Annotated in this window: 12 protein-coding genes; 7 read left to right on the top strand and 5 right to left on the bottom strand. The window is 73.6% G+C overall.

The genetic code is table 11. The features are described 5' to 3' along the window. Positions 1-412 precede the first annotated feature (412 nt). Positions 413-1,084, top strand: coding sequence for a Tat pathway signal sequence domain protein (locus ACPC54_RS31180; RefSeq protein WP_498969614.1), 672 nt, complete (start codon positions 413-415; stop codon positions 1,082-1,084). Positions 1,085-1,185: 101 nt separating this feature from the next. Here ACPC54_RS31180 and ACPC54_RS31175 read toward each other — a convergent pair whose 3' ends face one another. Further along, a complete protein-coding gene (locus ACPC54_RS31175; protein WP_498969612.1) occupies positions 1,186-1,572 on the bottom strand; it encodes a hypothetical protein in 387 nt (128 codons plus the stop codon). Between the two features lie 179 nt (positions 1,573-1,751). On the opposite strand from ACPC54_RS31175, the gene ACPC54_RS31170 reads away from it, so the two are divergent. The 3 genes from ACPC54_RS31170 to ACPC54_RS31160 are packed head-to-tail and all read left to right on the top strand — an operon-like array spanning position 1,752 to position 4,639. Continuing rightward, entirely contained in the window at positions 1,752-2,636 is an 885-nt protein-coding gene (locus tag ACPC54_RS31170) for an AAA family ATPase (RefSeq protein ID WP_498969610.1), read from the top strand. After that, positions 2,633-4,111, top strand: coding sequence for a vWA domain-containing protein (locus tag ACPC54_RS31165; protein ID WP_498969608.1), 1,479 nt, complete (start codon positions 2,633-2,635; stop codon positions 4,109-4,111). The genes ACPC54_RS31170 and ACPC54_RS31165 overlap by 4 nt, the downstream gene beginning before the upstream one ends. Positions 4,112-4,156: 45 nt before the next feature. Further along, positions 4,157-4,639, top strand: coding sequence for a hypothetical protein (locus ACPC54_RS31160; protein WP_498969606.1), 483 nt, complete (start codon positions 4,157-4,159; stop codon positions 4,637-4,639). Positions 4,640-4,706: 67 nt separating this feature from the next. On the opposite strand, the gene ACPC54_RS31155 is transcribed toward ACPC54_RS31160, so the two are convergent. Continuing rightward, positions 4,707-5,276 carry a TetR/AcrR family transcriptional regulator gene (locus tag ACPC54_RS31155; protein ID WP_498969604.1) on the bottom strand — a complete coding sequence of 190 codons (570 nt, stop codon included), beginning with the start codon at positions 5,274-5,276 and terminating at the stop codon, positions 4,707-4,709. 153 nt (positions 5,277-5,429) lie between these two features. On the opposite strand from ACPC54_RS31155, the gene ACPC54_RS31150 reads away from it, so the two are divergent. Next, positions 5,430-5,858 carry a nuclear transport factor 2 family protein gene (locus ACPC54_RS31150; protein WP_498969603.1) on the top strand — a complete coding sequence of 143 codons (429 nt, stop codon included), beginning with the start codon at positions 5,430-5,432 and terminating at the stop codon, positions 5,856-5,858. Positions 5,859-5,912: 54 nt separating this feature from the next. On the opposite strand, the gene ACPC54_RS31145 is transcribed toward ACPC54_RS31150, so the two are convergent. Beyond that, positions 5,913-6,872 carry an alpha/beta fold hydrolase gene (locus ACPC54_RS31145; protein WP_498969601.1) on the bottom strand — a complete coding sequence of 320 codons (960 nt, stop codon included), beginning with the start codon at positions 6,870-6,872 and terminating at the stop codon, positions 5,913-5,915. Positions 6,873-7,035: 163 nt separating this feature from the next. After that, complete coding sequence (locus tag ACPC54_RS31140; protein WP_498969600.1) at positions 7,036-10,530, bottom strand: S8 family serine peptidase; 3,495 nt, start codon at positions 10,528-10,530, stop codon at positions 7,036-7,038. An 888-nt stretch (positions 10,531-11,418) separates the two neighbouring features. On the opposite strand from ACPC54_RS31140, the gene ACPC54_RS31135 reads away from it, so the two are divergent. Further along, positions 11,419-12,195 carry a TetR/AcrR family transcriptional regulator gene (locus ACPC54_RS31135; protein WP_498969598.1) on the top strand — a complete coding sequence of 259 codons (777 nt, stop codon included), beginning with the start codon at positions 11,419-11,421 and terminating at the stop codon, positions 12,193-12,195. A 4-nt stretch (positions 12,196-12,199) separates the two neighbouring features. On the opposite strand, the gene ACPC54_RS31130 is transcribed toward ACPC54_RS31135, so the two are convergent. Continuing rightward, the gene (locus ACPC54_RS31130) at positions 12,200-12,397 is read right to left on the bottom strand and encodes a hypothetical protein (protein WP_498969597.1); all 198 of its coding nucleotides are present in this window, start codon (positions 12,395-12,397) and stop codon (positions 12,200-12,202) included. Positions 12,398-12,551: 154 nt separating this feature from the next. Between ACPC54_RS31130 and ACPC54_RS31125 the strand changes: the two genes are divergently transcribed. Further along, positions 12,552-13,865 carry a D-alanyl-D-alanine carboxypeptidase family protein gene (locus ACPC54_RS31125; RefSeq protein WP_498969595.1) on the top strand — a complete coding sequence of 438 codons (1,314 nt, stop codon included), beginning with the start codon at positions 12,552-12,554 and terminating at the stop codon, positions 13,863-13,865. Positions 13,866-13,892 lie beyond the last annotated feature (27 nt).

The raw sequence follows: 13,892 nt of genomic DNA, 5'->3' as shown, positions 1-13,892 counted from the left end.
GTGGCAGAGCAGTCACCACCGGCGGAACCTCCCCTGGGCTCCGACGACCCCGGGCGACCGCCCCCGAAACGGGAGCACGGCGGACGCGGTGCGGCCGGCGGCGGCAGCCGCCTGACACGCAGCCCCCACCACACGCGTCCGCACACCGGCACGCCCGGCCCCGCACACCCCGGTGCCGCCGTGCCCGCACCGCCGCACCCCGGTAACCCCGGACCGCCGTACGCACGGCCGTACCACCGCACCCTGACGACCGGGCCCGTGGCGCCGGGCCCGCCGTCGTGCCCGGCCACGCCGTACGGCGGACCGTCGCAGCTCCCGGTGCGCCATGCCACGCACCTCCCCCGTCGCGCACACCACCACACCCGCCGGCGGGGATTCCCCCACCCGTCCCCGGACGGAGAGAGGCACCCTCATGCGCATCCGTCGCACGCTCGCCACCGCATCGCTCGCCGCCCTCGCCCTCACCGGCGCCGCCATGGCACCGGCCCAGGCCGACGCCACCGCCGTCCTGACCACCGGCAGCACGGGCGGCCCGGCCATCGCGGTCGGCGACACGCTCATCGCCAACCTGGCCGCCGGCACGGCCGCCACGTTCACCGACGGCGCCGGCAGCTCCAACGGCGTCAGCTGTGCCAGCTCCTCCTTCTCCGCGACGGTGACGTCCAACCCGGCCGCCCCCGGCAGCGCCACCGAGCAGCTCAACAGCCAGTCCTTCGACTCCTGCACCTCCAGCGTCATCGGCGTCATGAGCGTGCAGAGCGTCACCGCCACCAGCCTGCCGTACACCAACACGGTCACCTCCGGCTCCGGCGGCAACGTCTCGCTCAACGGCACCTCCGCCGGCCCGGTGGGGATCACGGTCGTCCTGAACACCATCCTGGGCTCGGTCGAGTGCGACTACCAGAGTCCGAGCGGCATCTCCGGCTCCACCTCCAACACCGGCAACACCATCGCCTTCGCCAACCAGCCCGCCACCCTGGTCTCCGGCCCCGGCCTGTGCTTCTCCACCGGCTACTTCAGCGCCACCTACGGCCCGGTCACCGACACCTCGGTCGCCGGCAGCCCGGTCCTGTACGTCAACTGACGCGCCGGGCACCGGAACCAGCGAAGCGGCGTACGACGGGCAGCCGCCCGCCGTACGCCGCTCCACCATGCTCGGGCGGCTACCCCCGGATCACGCGTCGATCACGCCTTGATGCAGAAGTAGACCACCATGCCCGCGGTCAGGCTCAGCAGCAGCTGCGCCATCATCGGCACCGGCATCACGTCCCGGTCCGACCGCCCCTCCCGCTTGGCCGCCGTCAACGCCGCCGCCAGCTTCCGGCGGTGCCCGACGGCGCCCAGCGCGAACGCCAGGATCCCCGTGGAGAACATGGCCAGCGAGTCGGCCGGCTCCATGCCCTTGATCTTGTAGTGCATCAGCAGGAACAGCGCCCCGCCGAACGGCGCCAGCGCCGTCATCAGCCGGTACTCCCGCGTCGGCATCGACGGCACCCAGACCGCCCAGAACACCGCCGTCACGAACACGGCGATGCACCACCACGTGGCCACACTCAGCCCCAGTGGAGTCATTCCCCCTACCCCCCTTGCGCAACGGACGTTCGATCACGCACGTCCACTGCCGACCACAGTACCCACGCCGCCCCCACCCGCCGCCCGAGATCCCCGCCACAGCCGACCCGAGACAAGCAAGTGACCGGCCGGTAGGGTGACGCCCGACTGGCACGGGCGAACCGGAACGGGGCGGACGGATGAGCGAGAACGGCAACGGCGACGGCACGGGGTTCTTCACGTCGGTGGCGGACACCGTCGACCGGCTCGCCGCCACCGGCTACCTGGCCTCCACGGCCATCGCCACCACCGTCTACCTCGCCGACCGGCTCGGCAAGCCGCTGCTCGTCGAGGGCCCGGCCGGCGTCGGCAAGACCGAACTCGCCAAGGCCGTGGCCCGGATCGGCGCCGCCCGACTCGTCCGGCTGCAGTGCTACGAGGGCATCGACGAGGCCCGCGCGCTCTACGAGTGGAACCACGCCAAGCAGCTGCTGCGGATCACCGCCGGCCGCGACGAGAGCTGGGACGCCGCCCGCACCGACATCTTCGGCGAGGAGTTCCTGCTCACCCGCCCGCTGCTCACCGCGATCCGCGGCGACGAGCCCACCGTGCTGCTGATCGACGAACTGGACAAGGCCGACGTCGAGGTCGAGGCCCTGCTGCTGGAGCTGCTGAGCGACTTCCAGGTCACCGTTCCCGAGCTCGGCACCATCACCGCGAGCCGCCGCCCGTTCGTGCTGCTCACCTCCAACGCCACCCGGGAGCTCTCCGAGGCGCTGCGCCGCCGCTGCCTCTTCCTCCACCTCGACTACCCGGACGCCGAGTTGGAGCGCCGGATCGTCCGCCTCCAGGTGCCCGGCCTGGACGAGACGCTGGCCGCCTCGCTGGTCCGGGTGGTCGGCGCGCTGCGGGCGATGGAGCTGCGCAAGGCGCCGTCCGTCGCGGAGACCGTCGACTGGGCCCGCACCCTGCTCGCCCTCGGCGCGGACACCCTGGACGACGCGATCGTGCGGGACACCCTCGGGGTGATCCTCAAGCACCAGGACGACGTCCGCAAAGCCGCCCGGAAGCTCACCCTCGCATGACCACCGCGCCGCGACCGGCCGGGGCCGAAGTCGAGGACACCGCCACCCAGGACACCGCCGCCCGGCTCACCGGCCTGGTCCGCGCCCTGCGCGGGCACGGCCTGCGGATCGGCCCCGCCGAGACGGTGGACGCCGCCGCCGTCCTCGACGTGCTCGGCCTCGACGACCGCGAGCAGATGCGGGCCGGCCTGGCCGCCGCCCTGCTGCGCTCGGACGCCCAACGGGCCGTCTTCGACGCCTCCTTCGACCTGTTCTTCCCGCTCGGCGTCGGCACCCCCGAAGCCGTCCGCGCCGACCCGCCGCCGGTGCCCGACGACCCGGAGCCGCCCCGCTTCGGCCGCCCCGACCCGCTCCGCGACGACCTGCGCGAGCGCCTCGCCGCCGCGCTCGCCGCCGACGACCGCGCCGCCCAGGCCCGGCTGGCCGGCGAGGTGATCGAGGCCTTCGGCCGGTACGGCACCGGCGCCACCCCCGGCTCGGACGGCTGGTCCGCCCACCAGGCCCTCGGCCGGCTCGCCCCCGAGACCCTGCTCGCCCGCATCCTCGCCGCCCTGCGCGAGCGCACCCCCGACCGTGCCTCCGAGGACGCCGACGTCGCCGACCGCGTCCTCGCCGACGAGATCCGCCGCCGCATCCAGGACTTCCGCGGCCTGGTCGCCACCGAGGCCCGCCGCCGCGTCGCCGAACTGCGCGGCGCCGAGCGGATCGCCGAACGCGCCCTCGCCCCCACCACCGACCGGATCGACTTCCTCGCCGCCGGCCGCGACCAGATCGCCGAACTGCGCCGCACCGTCCACCCGTTGGCCCGCAAGCTGGCCACCCGGCTGGCCGCCCGACGCCGCCGCGCCGCCCGCGGCCACATCGACCTGCGCCGCACCCTGCGCCGCTCGCTCGCCACCGGCGGAGTGCCGCTGCGCCCCGCCTACCGGCTGCGCCGCCCGGCCCGGCCGGAGCTGGTGCTGCTGTGCGACGTCTCCGGCTCGGTCGCGGGCTTCGCCGACTTCACCATGCTGCTGGTCCGGGCGATGAGCGAACAGTTCAGCAAGGTCCGGGTGTTCGCCTTCGTCAACCGCACCGCCGAAGTCACCGACCTGCTCCGCGCGGACGGCGCCGACGACCCCGGCCGCCTCGCCGCCCGCATCCTCGCCGAGGCCCGGGTGATGGGCTACCACGGCAACAGCGACTACGGCTCGGCGCTCGGCGACTTCGCCCAGGACCACCTGGACGCGGTCCGCCCGCGCACCACCGTCCTGATCCTCGGCGACGCCCGCAACAACCACCGCGACCCCAACCTCCCCGCCCTGCGCCGGATCACCGCCCGCGCCCGCCGCGTCCTCTGGCTCAACCCCGAACAACCCGCCCTCTGGACCACCGGCGACTCCGCCGCCCCCGCCTACGCCTCCGTCGTCGACATGCACCCCTGCCGCAACACCCGCCGCCTCGCCGACCTGATCACCCGCCTCCTCCCGGTCTAGCACCGGCCCTCAAGGGGTGTCAGCGACGGCTGATACCGATACCCCATGACCGACGACGAGATCATCGACAGGATCCGCGAACGGACCCGGCCGGGAACCCTCCCGGCCCCGCCGGAGGCCGTTGCCGAGTTGGAAGCCGCCGTGGGGCACCGCATGCCGCCGCTGCTCAGGCGGATCTACCTCGACATCGCGGACGGCGGCTTCGGACGACGGGACGGCGCACTGTCCCTCACCGAGTTCCGGGACGAACCGCGCATGGTCGAGACGTATCTCGACTGGCGCGAGGGCTACGGCGAGAACTATCCGGTGTCGGTGGTCCCCCTGCTGACCTGGGGCTGCGCCATCTGGTCGCTGGTCGACTTCAGCACCCCCGCGGGACGGATGTGGGGCTGGGACCCGCACGGCACCTGCCTGCCCCACTCCCTCTTCCCCGAACGGTTCACCCTGGCCGACCGGCTCACCGGCTGGCTGGACGGCCGGGAGGACTTCCCGGACACCCCCGTCCCGACCGGCTGCCCGCACTGCTGACGCGACGCCCCCCGCAACCGGGCCGGCCGCAATCAAGGACTCGGCCGGCGGCACACAGCGCCCGACGTCAAACGACCCGCAGGCCGTCGCAGACCAGGCGGGCCAGGCGGCCGGGGGCGGTGTCGGACGGGCGGCGGCGTTCGGCGGCCACGGCGCCGGCGACCAGGGCGTGCAGGTCGGCGCCGTCGACGTCGGGGCGGACCGCGCCGGCGGCCTGTGCGCGGGTGAGCAACTCGCCCAGGACGGCCCGCAGTTGTGCCGCCGCAGCGGTGGTGCCCGGCTGCAGTTCGACGCCGGCGCCGACGAGTGCGTCGGCGAGGTCCATCTTGACGACGGCGCCGGCCACCAGCTCGGCCAGGAAGGTGAACAGGGCCTCGCCCGGGGCCTCCTCGGCGAGCACGGCGCGTCCGCGCGCGGTCTGGGTTTCGATGCTGTCCGTGACGACGGCCTCGAACAGCGCCTCCTTGGTGGGGAAGTGCCGGTAGACGGTGCCCGCGCCGACTCCGGCCCGGCGGGCGATCTCGTCCAGCGGGACGGCCAGGCCCTCGGCGGCGAAGGCTTCGCGGGCGGCGGCCAGGACCTTGGCCCGGTTGCGGCGCGCGTCGGCCCTCAGCGGCCGATCGACGGGGGCGGGCATGGGGGCTCCTCACAGGGTTTCTGACGGGTCGACAAGCGGGGCGGTCGTTCCGTATTCTCGAAACGGGGCCACCGTTCCGATTCTACGGCGAACGCCTTCGCCCCGGCCTGCCCTGCCCGTGTCGATCCGCACCGATGATCCGAGGAGAGCACCATGTCCGTTCCCACCCGCACCCCGCGCGCCACCGTCGAGGAGTTCCTGCGCGTCACCGCCGAGGGCCCGCGCGAGGCCCTGGCCGACTTCTACGCCCCCGACGCGGTGATCCGCATCCCCTTCGCCCCGGAGGGCTTCCCGCCGGAGACCACCGGCCGGGAGACCATGCGGGCCCGAATGAAGGCGACGGCGGGCCTGTGGAGCTTCCACGCCGTCGACGAGGTCACCCTGCACGAGACCGGGGACCCCGAGGTCGTGATCGCCGAGTTCCGGGTGCGCGGGCGGATCACCGCGACCGCCGAGCCCTTCACCCTCACCTACATCAACGTGATCCGGGTCGTCGACGGGCTGATCGTCTCCTCCCGCGACTACGGCAACCCGCAGGAGTCCCTCACCCTGCGCGCCGCCCTCCCGGCCCCGATCGCCTAGCGAACCGGCCGCGGCCCCGCCGCGGGCGCCGCGGCCGGGGGGCGAGCAACTCCGCTACGAATCCAGGTGCTTCAGGAAGTCCAGCAGCGCCTCGGTGACCTCCGCCGGCCGCTCCTGCTGCGTCCAGTGCCCGGTGTCCGGCAGCCGGACGGAGCGGTGCAGCCGGGGCAGCCGGCCGAGCAGGTACTCCAGCACGCCGGGCGGGATCATCGCGTTGACCAGGTCCCGGTCGCCGACCACGTACAGCGCCGGCACCTCGACCGTCACCCCGATGAAGGGCGCGAGCAGTTCGGCGCTGCGGTCGACGTTGCGGTACCAGTTGAGCCCTCCGGTGAAGGCCCGCTCGCCGTGCCGGGCGTAGTCGGCGGTGAAGACGTCGAGGTCCGCGTCGGTGAGCCAGCCGGGCAGCTGCTCCTGGTCCGGGAGGGTGTCGAGCAGGGTCTTCCCCTCGGGCACCACCCAGGGCCGCGGCTTGCCGTCCGGCGTGGTGCCGGTCAGGATCCGGCGCAGGCTGGACCGGACGTCGGCGGCGAGCTCGGCGTCGGCCCGGCCGGGCTCCTGGAAGTAGAGCTGGTAGAAGCCCTCGCCGTAGTTCTCGCGGTAGGCCTGCAGCGGCGGCGGCCCGCCGACCGGCACCGGCGGCACGCTCAGCCCGGCGACGCCGCGCACCAGGTCGGGCCGCAGCGCCGCGGTGGTCCAGGCCACCGGCGCGCCCCAGTCGTGCCCGATCACCACGGCCCGCTCCTCGCCGAGGGCGGCGATCAGCGCGGTGACGTCACCGACCAGGTGCAGCAGGGTGTACGCGTCGACGTTCTCGGGCTGCTCGCTGCGCGCGTAGCCGCGCTGGTCCGGGGCGACGACCCGGTAGCCGGCCGCGGCGAGCGGGGCGAACTGGTGGCGCCAGGAGTACCAGCTCTCCGGGAAGCCGTGGAGCAGCAGGACCAGTGGGCCCTCCCCCTGCTCCGCGATGTGCAGCCGGACGCCGTTCACCTCGACGTCGCTGTGTTTGATCACCTCGTACAAATCCGCTCCCCGATTGGGCCGACATGTCCCTATGACTGCTGACTGCCCACCCGGGAACGGTTGAAACGCGACCGAGGCCGCCCCGGAACTCCGGGACGGCCTCGGCCAGTTGGTGCGTTCGGCGCGATCAGGGCGCGACCGAGGAGACGAAGCGTCAGCTCACGGTGTAGCTGTACGGGATCGCCGCGAGCACCGCACCGGTGGTGCTCAGGCTGTTGTTGGCGGTCGCCACCGAGGTCGGGGCGGACACCAGGTACAGCAGACCCTTGACCGTGCTGCCCTTCGGGCCGGTCGGGGTCAGGGTCACCTGCAGCGAGCCGCTGGCGCCCGGCTGGACGGTCACCGGGGTGGCGGCCGGGGCCGTGGCGTTCACCGAGGCGGCGTACGGGTCACCGGTGCTGGAGGTCAGCGCCGGGTCGAACGCCAGGGTGTGCGCGGTGGCGGTGATGGTGGCGGTGCCGGCCGGCGCGCCCGCGTTGGTGAACGGGCCGATCTGCTGCAGGAAGGTGCCCCAGTTGCCCGGGACGATCGGCTGCTCGGCGGTGCCCTTGTCGGTCACGGTCGAGATGGTCGAGCCGTTCTGCGCCTTCTTCAGGTCACCGAACAGGTCCGGCGACGAGGTGGTGGCGGCCAGCTCCAGCTGGGCCGGGGTCGAGGAGGCCGCGACGCCCTTGAGCTGGTCGGTGCCCGGCGGGATCAGGAAGCCCGGGACCGCGGAGCTGAGGCTCAGCGGCAGGGTGACCGAGCCCGAGGCGCCCTGCGGGACCAGCGGCAGGTCGACCCGGTTGTCCAGGCGGCCGTCAGCCGAGATCTGCTGGGTGGCGACGGTGTTGTTGGTGTAGTTCACCGTGACGGTGACCGGCTTGCCGGCCGCCAGCTTGGTGCCCTTGTCGTTCGGCAGACCGGCCGCGGTGGCCTGGTTCTGGTTGAACGCGATGGTGCCGGTGAAGTCCTGCGACAGCTGCTGGCCGCTGATCGGGCCGAGCACGTTCAGGACGAACCGCCAGTGGCCCTCGGCCGGGTTGACGGTGGTGGCGGACACGCCGGGGGTGGTGCCGGTCAGGTTGCCCTTGGCGTCGAACAGACCGTTGCCCTCGATGTCGATCGGGGTGCCGTTCGGGCTGATCAGCGCGCCCTGCATGAGCAGGTTGGCGTCCTTGGCGACGGTCAGGCCGACCCGCAGGTCCTTCTGGCCCTTCGGGACGTCGAAGCCGTAGGTGAAGCTCTGCGTCGGCGACTGGCCGCGGCCGTTGCCACCGGTGATGGTGCCGGTGAAGGTGCCCTTGCCGTCCTTGACCGGGACGGTGCTGCGCAGGATGACCGGCACGCTGGTGGTGCTGCCGTTCGAGCTGGAGACCGTGACGGCCTCGCTGGAGTCGCCGCTGGTGGCCGGGGTGGTGAGCTGGACCTTCAGGTTCTTGGTCTCACCGGGCTGCAGGTCGGCGGTGTTCGGGCCGACCGCGCCGGCCGGGACGGCCCGCTGGGTCGAGGTGCCGAACAGGACGTCGCCGCTGAAGCCGTGGTCGCCGGCCGGGGTGTAGAAGACGGCGGTCCACTCACCGGCGACCGGGTGCGGGACGTCCACCAGGCCGTAGTTGGCCGGGGTCGCACCACCCTGCGGGCGGGTGTTGGTCTCGAACTTGCCGGACGGGTCGAGCAGCGTCAGGCGCACGACCGGGCCGTTGACGGTCGGGTTGGCCGCACCGTGCCAGGCGATCGAGGCCGCGAGGCGGTCGGCGCCGGCCGGGACGGTGAACTTGACCTGCTTCTGGACCCAGTCCGCGCCGTTGGTCGCGTACTTGAAGGTGTCCTTCGAGGACGTGTCCAGCTTGACGGTCTGGGTGTTGCTCGCCAGCGGCACGAAGGCACGGGTGGCGGCGCTGACCGTCTGCGGGCTGTCACTGGTGTTGGTGACGGACACGTCGGCGGTGTGGGTCGAGCCCGGGGCGCCCGAGATGTCGAGCTGGCCGGTGTTGACGACCACGGTGCTGGCACCGTCGGTGCCGTCGCCGTCGTCGTAGCCGCGGGCGGCCTCGACGGCGGCCCGGACGTTCAGCAGACCGGCGCCCTGCTCCTCGGCCGGAACGCCGAGGTCCTGGGCGGTGCCGGTGAGGAACTTCTTCACCAGGGCCGGGGACGGCGAGTCGCCGCCGTGGGTGTCGCGGTAGGCCTGGATGACCAGGGCCGCGGCGCCGGTGACGAACGGGGCGGCCTGGCTGGTGCCACCGAACGGCTGGATCGCCGACGGCTTGCCGTTGTAGCCCGTGCACTCGGTGTACTTGGTGACGTCGGGGGTGCACAGCGCCCAGTCCGACTCACCCGGGGCGACCAGGTCGACGGTCCGGCCGGCCTGGGTGAAGCCACCCGAGGACAGCGCGGAGATGCGGCTGTTGCTCCACTTCTTGCTGGAGAACTGGGAGGCCGCGTAACCGGTCTGCTGGTAGTTCTGGTTGTCCGTCGACGCGCCGACCGCGATCACGTTCGGGTCGGTGGCCGGGGTGCCGATGGTCCCGCTGATGCCCGCGTCACCGGAGGAGACGGAGACCGTGACACCGGCCTTGACGGCCTGGTCGTTGAACAGCGAGATGGTGTCGTGCGCGCCGCTGTCCGGGGTGACGTTGCCACCGAAGGACTCGTTCAGCACGTCGACGTGGGCGACCCGCACCGCGTAGTCGATGGACTGCAGGATCGACGAGTTGGACATCATCTCGCCGCCGGCCTTCAGCGCGACGAGGTCGGCGTCCGGGGCGAGGCCCTTGATCTTGATGTTGCAGCCGGCCGGCAGCGGGTGCGAGGCGTTGACGAACTGCGAGACGTCGTAGACCTGGCGGCCCTGGGCGATGACCGCCGAGGCGTCGCCGAAGGCCTCGGCCGCACCGGTGGGCGCGGCCCAGCCGTCGCCGGCGAAGTCCTGGTAGTCGACGACGGCGTGCGAGCCGTCGGCCCGGATGAAGTCCGGGTTGTTCGGGTCGAGGCCGTCCGCGATGTAGGCGACCTTGACGCCCTTGCCGGTGGCCAGGTTCTCGACACCGGGGTGGCCGTTGCCGGTCTGGGCGCGCACCGAGTAGAGGCCCTCGGGCTCCAGCAGCGGCTTGCTCGGGTCGGACGGGCAGACCGTGTTGGTCGCGTTCTCCTCCGGAGCCTGGCTGCCGTCACTGCCCGAGGCGGCGGCCTTGGCGTCGCCGTTGCCGGCCGCCTTGGCGTCGACGGCGTCCTTGCCCGTCTTCGCCGTGGAGGCGGAGACCGGGGCGACCTTGACCTGGGTGTCCGCCACGACGGCGGCAACGGCCGGGTCGGCCTGCAGGGACGCGCGCAGAGCCGGGTCGACGGTGGCCGAGAAGGCGTTGCCGACGACGAAGCTCTTGATGTTGGTGCCGCCCTGGGCCTTGACCTTGTTCAGCAGCGGGGCCTGGGAGGCGGCCGTCTTCTGCTGGCGGGCGCCGACGTGGCCGTGGTCGGCCGGGGCGTCCGCGATCTGGTCCTTCAGGATCACGATCACCGGCGCCGGCGCCCCACCCTCGGCCGCCGTGGGGGCGGCCGGAGCGGTCGGGGCGGGGGTGGCGTTCGCGCAGGTCCCGAAGGTCAGGACCAGGGACGCGGAGGTGACCGAGACGGCAGCTGCTAGCTGGGCTTTCCGCCAGCTGATCAATGGACATCCTTTCGTCTGATGCGACGTCAGGTTGCGCACAGCCCAGCGTACGCGAGTCCGGATCGGCCGCGTGGTTGGTCCGGACCGCGCGTCCCGACAGCGGTCGCATTCCAGCGCATCCGACACGACCACGACAAGGGGCGAAATCCCCATCAGAAAGTAAAAATGACCATCAGAAAGTAAAATACACCGTATAAATCGGGCCGATCCGTGTCCCTTTTTCGCCGATCAGGACCGGTCGGTCACGGTCGGAACCGACCGATCCCGCCCCGAAAACGCCAGTGGCGGACTCTCGACAGTGGCGGAATGTCGCCAAGCTGTCGGCGCTTTGTCGACACCGCGACACTTCCTTCCCCGTCGACCCGACCCGAAACCGGGCATCACGGCTTCCATCCGCGATCGCCGTCCCCGGGACCGGGCCGAGCCGGCCCCCCGGGGGGCGCCGCGCAGCGCCCGGGCGGCGGCGGGGCCGGTGTCGCCGTGCAGCACGAAGCCGGCCTCGACCGGCCGGGTGTCCGGGCACCGGCGGCACGGGTCGAGCCGCGCGTCAGTGGCCGCCCGACCTCGGGGATCGCCAGGTGGGCCCGGTACCGGCCCATCGGAGCGTCGCTCCGCGCGGGCGGTCCGGGCACGTTCCAACCGGGCGGGGGGAGGGAGTTTCAGCCGCCGGCCCGGCGCGGTGCCCGCGGAGTTCGCCAACGCCTCGGCGGCGCAGGCGATCCGGGCCGTACGGGGCGTGATCCGCACCGCCTCGACGACCTCGACGACGGTGGCGGGCGGTGCCGTGCGCGGCGCCGTCGCGAAACCGTGCCGGTGGGCGGACTTGATATCCTTACAGCATAAAGAGTTGCCGTCGCGGCGATGCTTTACGCCATAAGGAGACCCCGGATGACCGCCTTCGCCGGGCAGGGCGACACCCACCGCTCACTCGCCCTGCTCTGGGGCGCACCCGAACCGTCGCGCGCCGGGCGGGGAGCCCGCAGCGGCCCCAAGCCGGGCCTGAGCGTGGACGCGATCGTCTCCGCCGCCATCGCCGTCGCCGACGCCGAGGGCATGGCCGCGCTCTCCATGCGCGCGGTCGGCGAACGCCTCGGCCGCACCGCGATGGCGCTCTACACCTACGTGCCCGGCAAGGACGAGCTCCTCGACCTGATGCACGACCGCGTGCTCGCCGAACTCCCCGCCCCGGCCGCGCCATTGGACGACTGGCGGGCCGCCGTCACCACCTGGGCCGAGCAGCTGCACGCCTGCTACCTGCGCCACCCCTGGGTGCTCCAGGCCCCACCCGCCCGGCCCGTCCTCGGCCCGGCCGAACTCGCCGCGACGGAAAGCCTGTTGAACGCCCTCGCGCCCGCCGCCCTGGCCCCCGCCCGACGGCGCGGAGCCGTCACCGCCCTGTGGCAGTACGTCCGCGGCACGGCCGCCACCACCGCCGACGCCCGCCGCTCCGCGGCCGCCACCGGCCTCACCGGCCTCACCGGCCTCACCGGCGAGGACTGGTGGCCCGCCCGCGCCAGCCAACTCGCCTGCTTCGCACCGGACTTCGCCGACCGCTTCCCACTGCTGACGGCACTGCGGCGGGACACCGGCGCGGCCGCGGACGACGGCCGGGAGGCCTTCCGCACCGGGCTCGCCGTCCTGCTCGACGGCATCGCCGCCTCCTGAGCGATCAACCCCGCCGGGCGGCGGGGATCGCGAGCAGCACACCGAGCACCAGCAGCGCCGCGTACCCGGCCGTCTCGTGGTCCTGCGGCACCAGGAAGCGGACGAAGCCGAACAGCCGGAACCCGCCGAGCCGGTCGGCCAGCAGGCCGGTACCGCCGCCGAGGATCAGCACGAAACCGAGGTAGCCGCACAGCGTCTTCATGGCCGTCAGCCTAGGAGCCGGCCGCCCCGGGGTAGTCCGACTTTCGGCGCGGGCCGGGATCACCAAAGTCGCGGCCCAGCGCCCGTGCCGCCGGGGCCCACCGGACGGAGCAGCAGCCACGGCGCACCGGCGGCCGCCCGGTTACGTTCGCCCTGTGCAGTCGAAGCATGTGCAGCGAACCCAGCGGGCCGCCCGGGCGGCCGCCGCCTCCGCCCTGGCCCTCACCGCCGTCGCCCTCACCGCCCCGGCGGCCGTCGCCCAGGACGCCGGCGCGACGGTCGGCGGGGAACGGCTCGGCCGGCCGGCCGTCCAGGTCGCGCCGCTGGCCGGCGCCCCCGCCCTGCCCACCACCCTGACCGGCCGCTCCTGGCTGGTCGCCGACGCCAAGACCGGCGAGGTGCTCGCCGCGCGCGACGCCCACCTGCCGCTGCCGCCCGCCAGCACGCTCAAGATGCTGTTCGCCGACACCGTGCTGCCCAAGTTCGACCGCTCCCTGGAACACCAGGTCACCACCGCCGAACTGGCCGGCCTCGGCGCCGGCAGCAGCCTCGTCGGCGTCAAGGAGAACCTGCCGTACCGGGTCGAGGACCTCTGGCGGGGCGTCTTCCTCAGCTCCGGCAACGACGCCGTGCACGTCCTCGCCAACATGAACGGCGGCGTCCAGCGCACCGTCGGCGAGATGCAGGCCCGCGCCCAGGCCCTCCAGGCCAGGGACACCAAGGTCGTCACCCCGGACGGCTACGACATGGACGGCCAGGTCTCCTCCGCCTACGACCTCACCCTGTTCGCCCGCGCCGGGCTGCGCAACGCCGACTTCCGCTCCTACTGCTCCACCCGCACCGCCCGCTTCCCCGGCGGGCTGGACAAGGTCACCGGTCAGCGCACCAGCTTCGACATCGCCAACACCGACCGCCTGCTCGGCAAGTACCCCGGCCTGATCGGCGTCAAGAACGGCTACACCACCAACGCGGGCGCCACCTTCACCGGCGCCGCCGAGCGTGACGGCCGCACCCTGCTGGTGACGGTCATGCACCCGGAGGCGCAGGGCAAGGTCTACGACGAGGCGGCCAGCCTGCTGGACTGGGGCTTCGCGGCGGCCGGGAAGGTCCAGCCGGTCGGCCAGCTGGTCGAGGACACCGGCGCCCCCGCGAGCGGCGCGTCCTCCGCTGCCGCCGCCACCGCGCAGGCCTCCGACGACCTCCCGGCCTGGGCCCAGCCGCCGCTCGGCGGCCCCTCCACCGACCCCGGCCTCACCCCCGCCGTCTGGACCGGCGCCGCCCTGGCCACCGCCCTCGCCCTCTGGGCCGGCGCCCGTACGGTCGCGCGCCGCCGGGCCGCCGGTGCGGTGGCCGCCGCGGCGGTCGGCACCGGCGCGACGGCCATCGGCGCCACCGCGGTCGGCGGCCGCGGCCGGGCCCGGTTCTCCCGCCGCGTCCGCGCCCTGTTGCACTCCACCCGCCGCCGGTGACCGGCCCGGCCGCCTTCCGGGGGCTCC

The sequence above is a fragment of the Kitasatospora sp. NPDC094028 genome (assembly GCF_049543595.1).
In the GTDB taxonomy this organism is placed as follows: Bacteria; Actinomycetota; Actinomycetes; order Streptomycetales; family Streptomycetaceae; genus Kitasatospora.
This window is presented reverse-complemented; position numbering and strand designations above follow the sequence as displayed.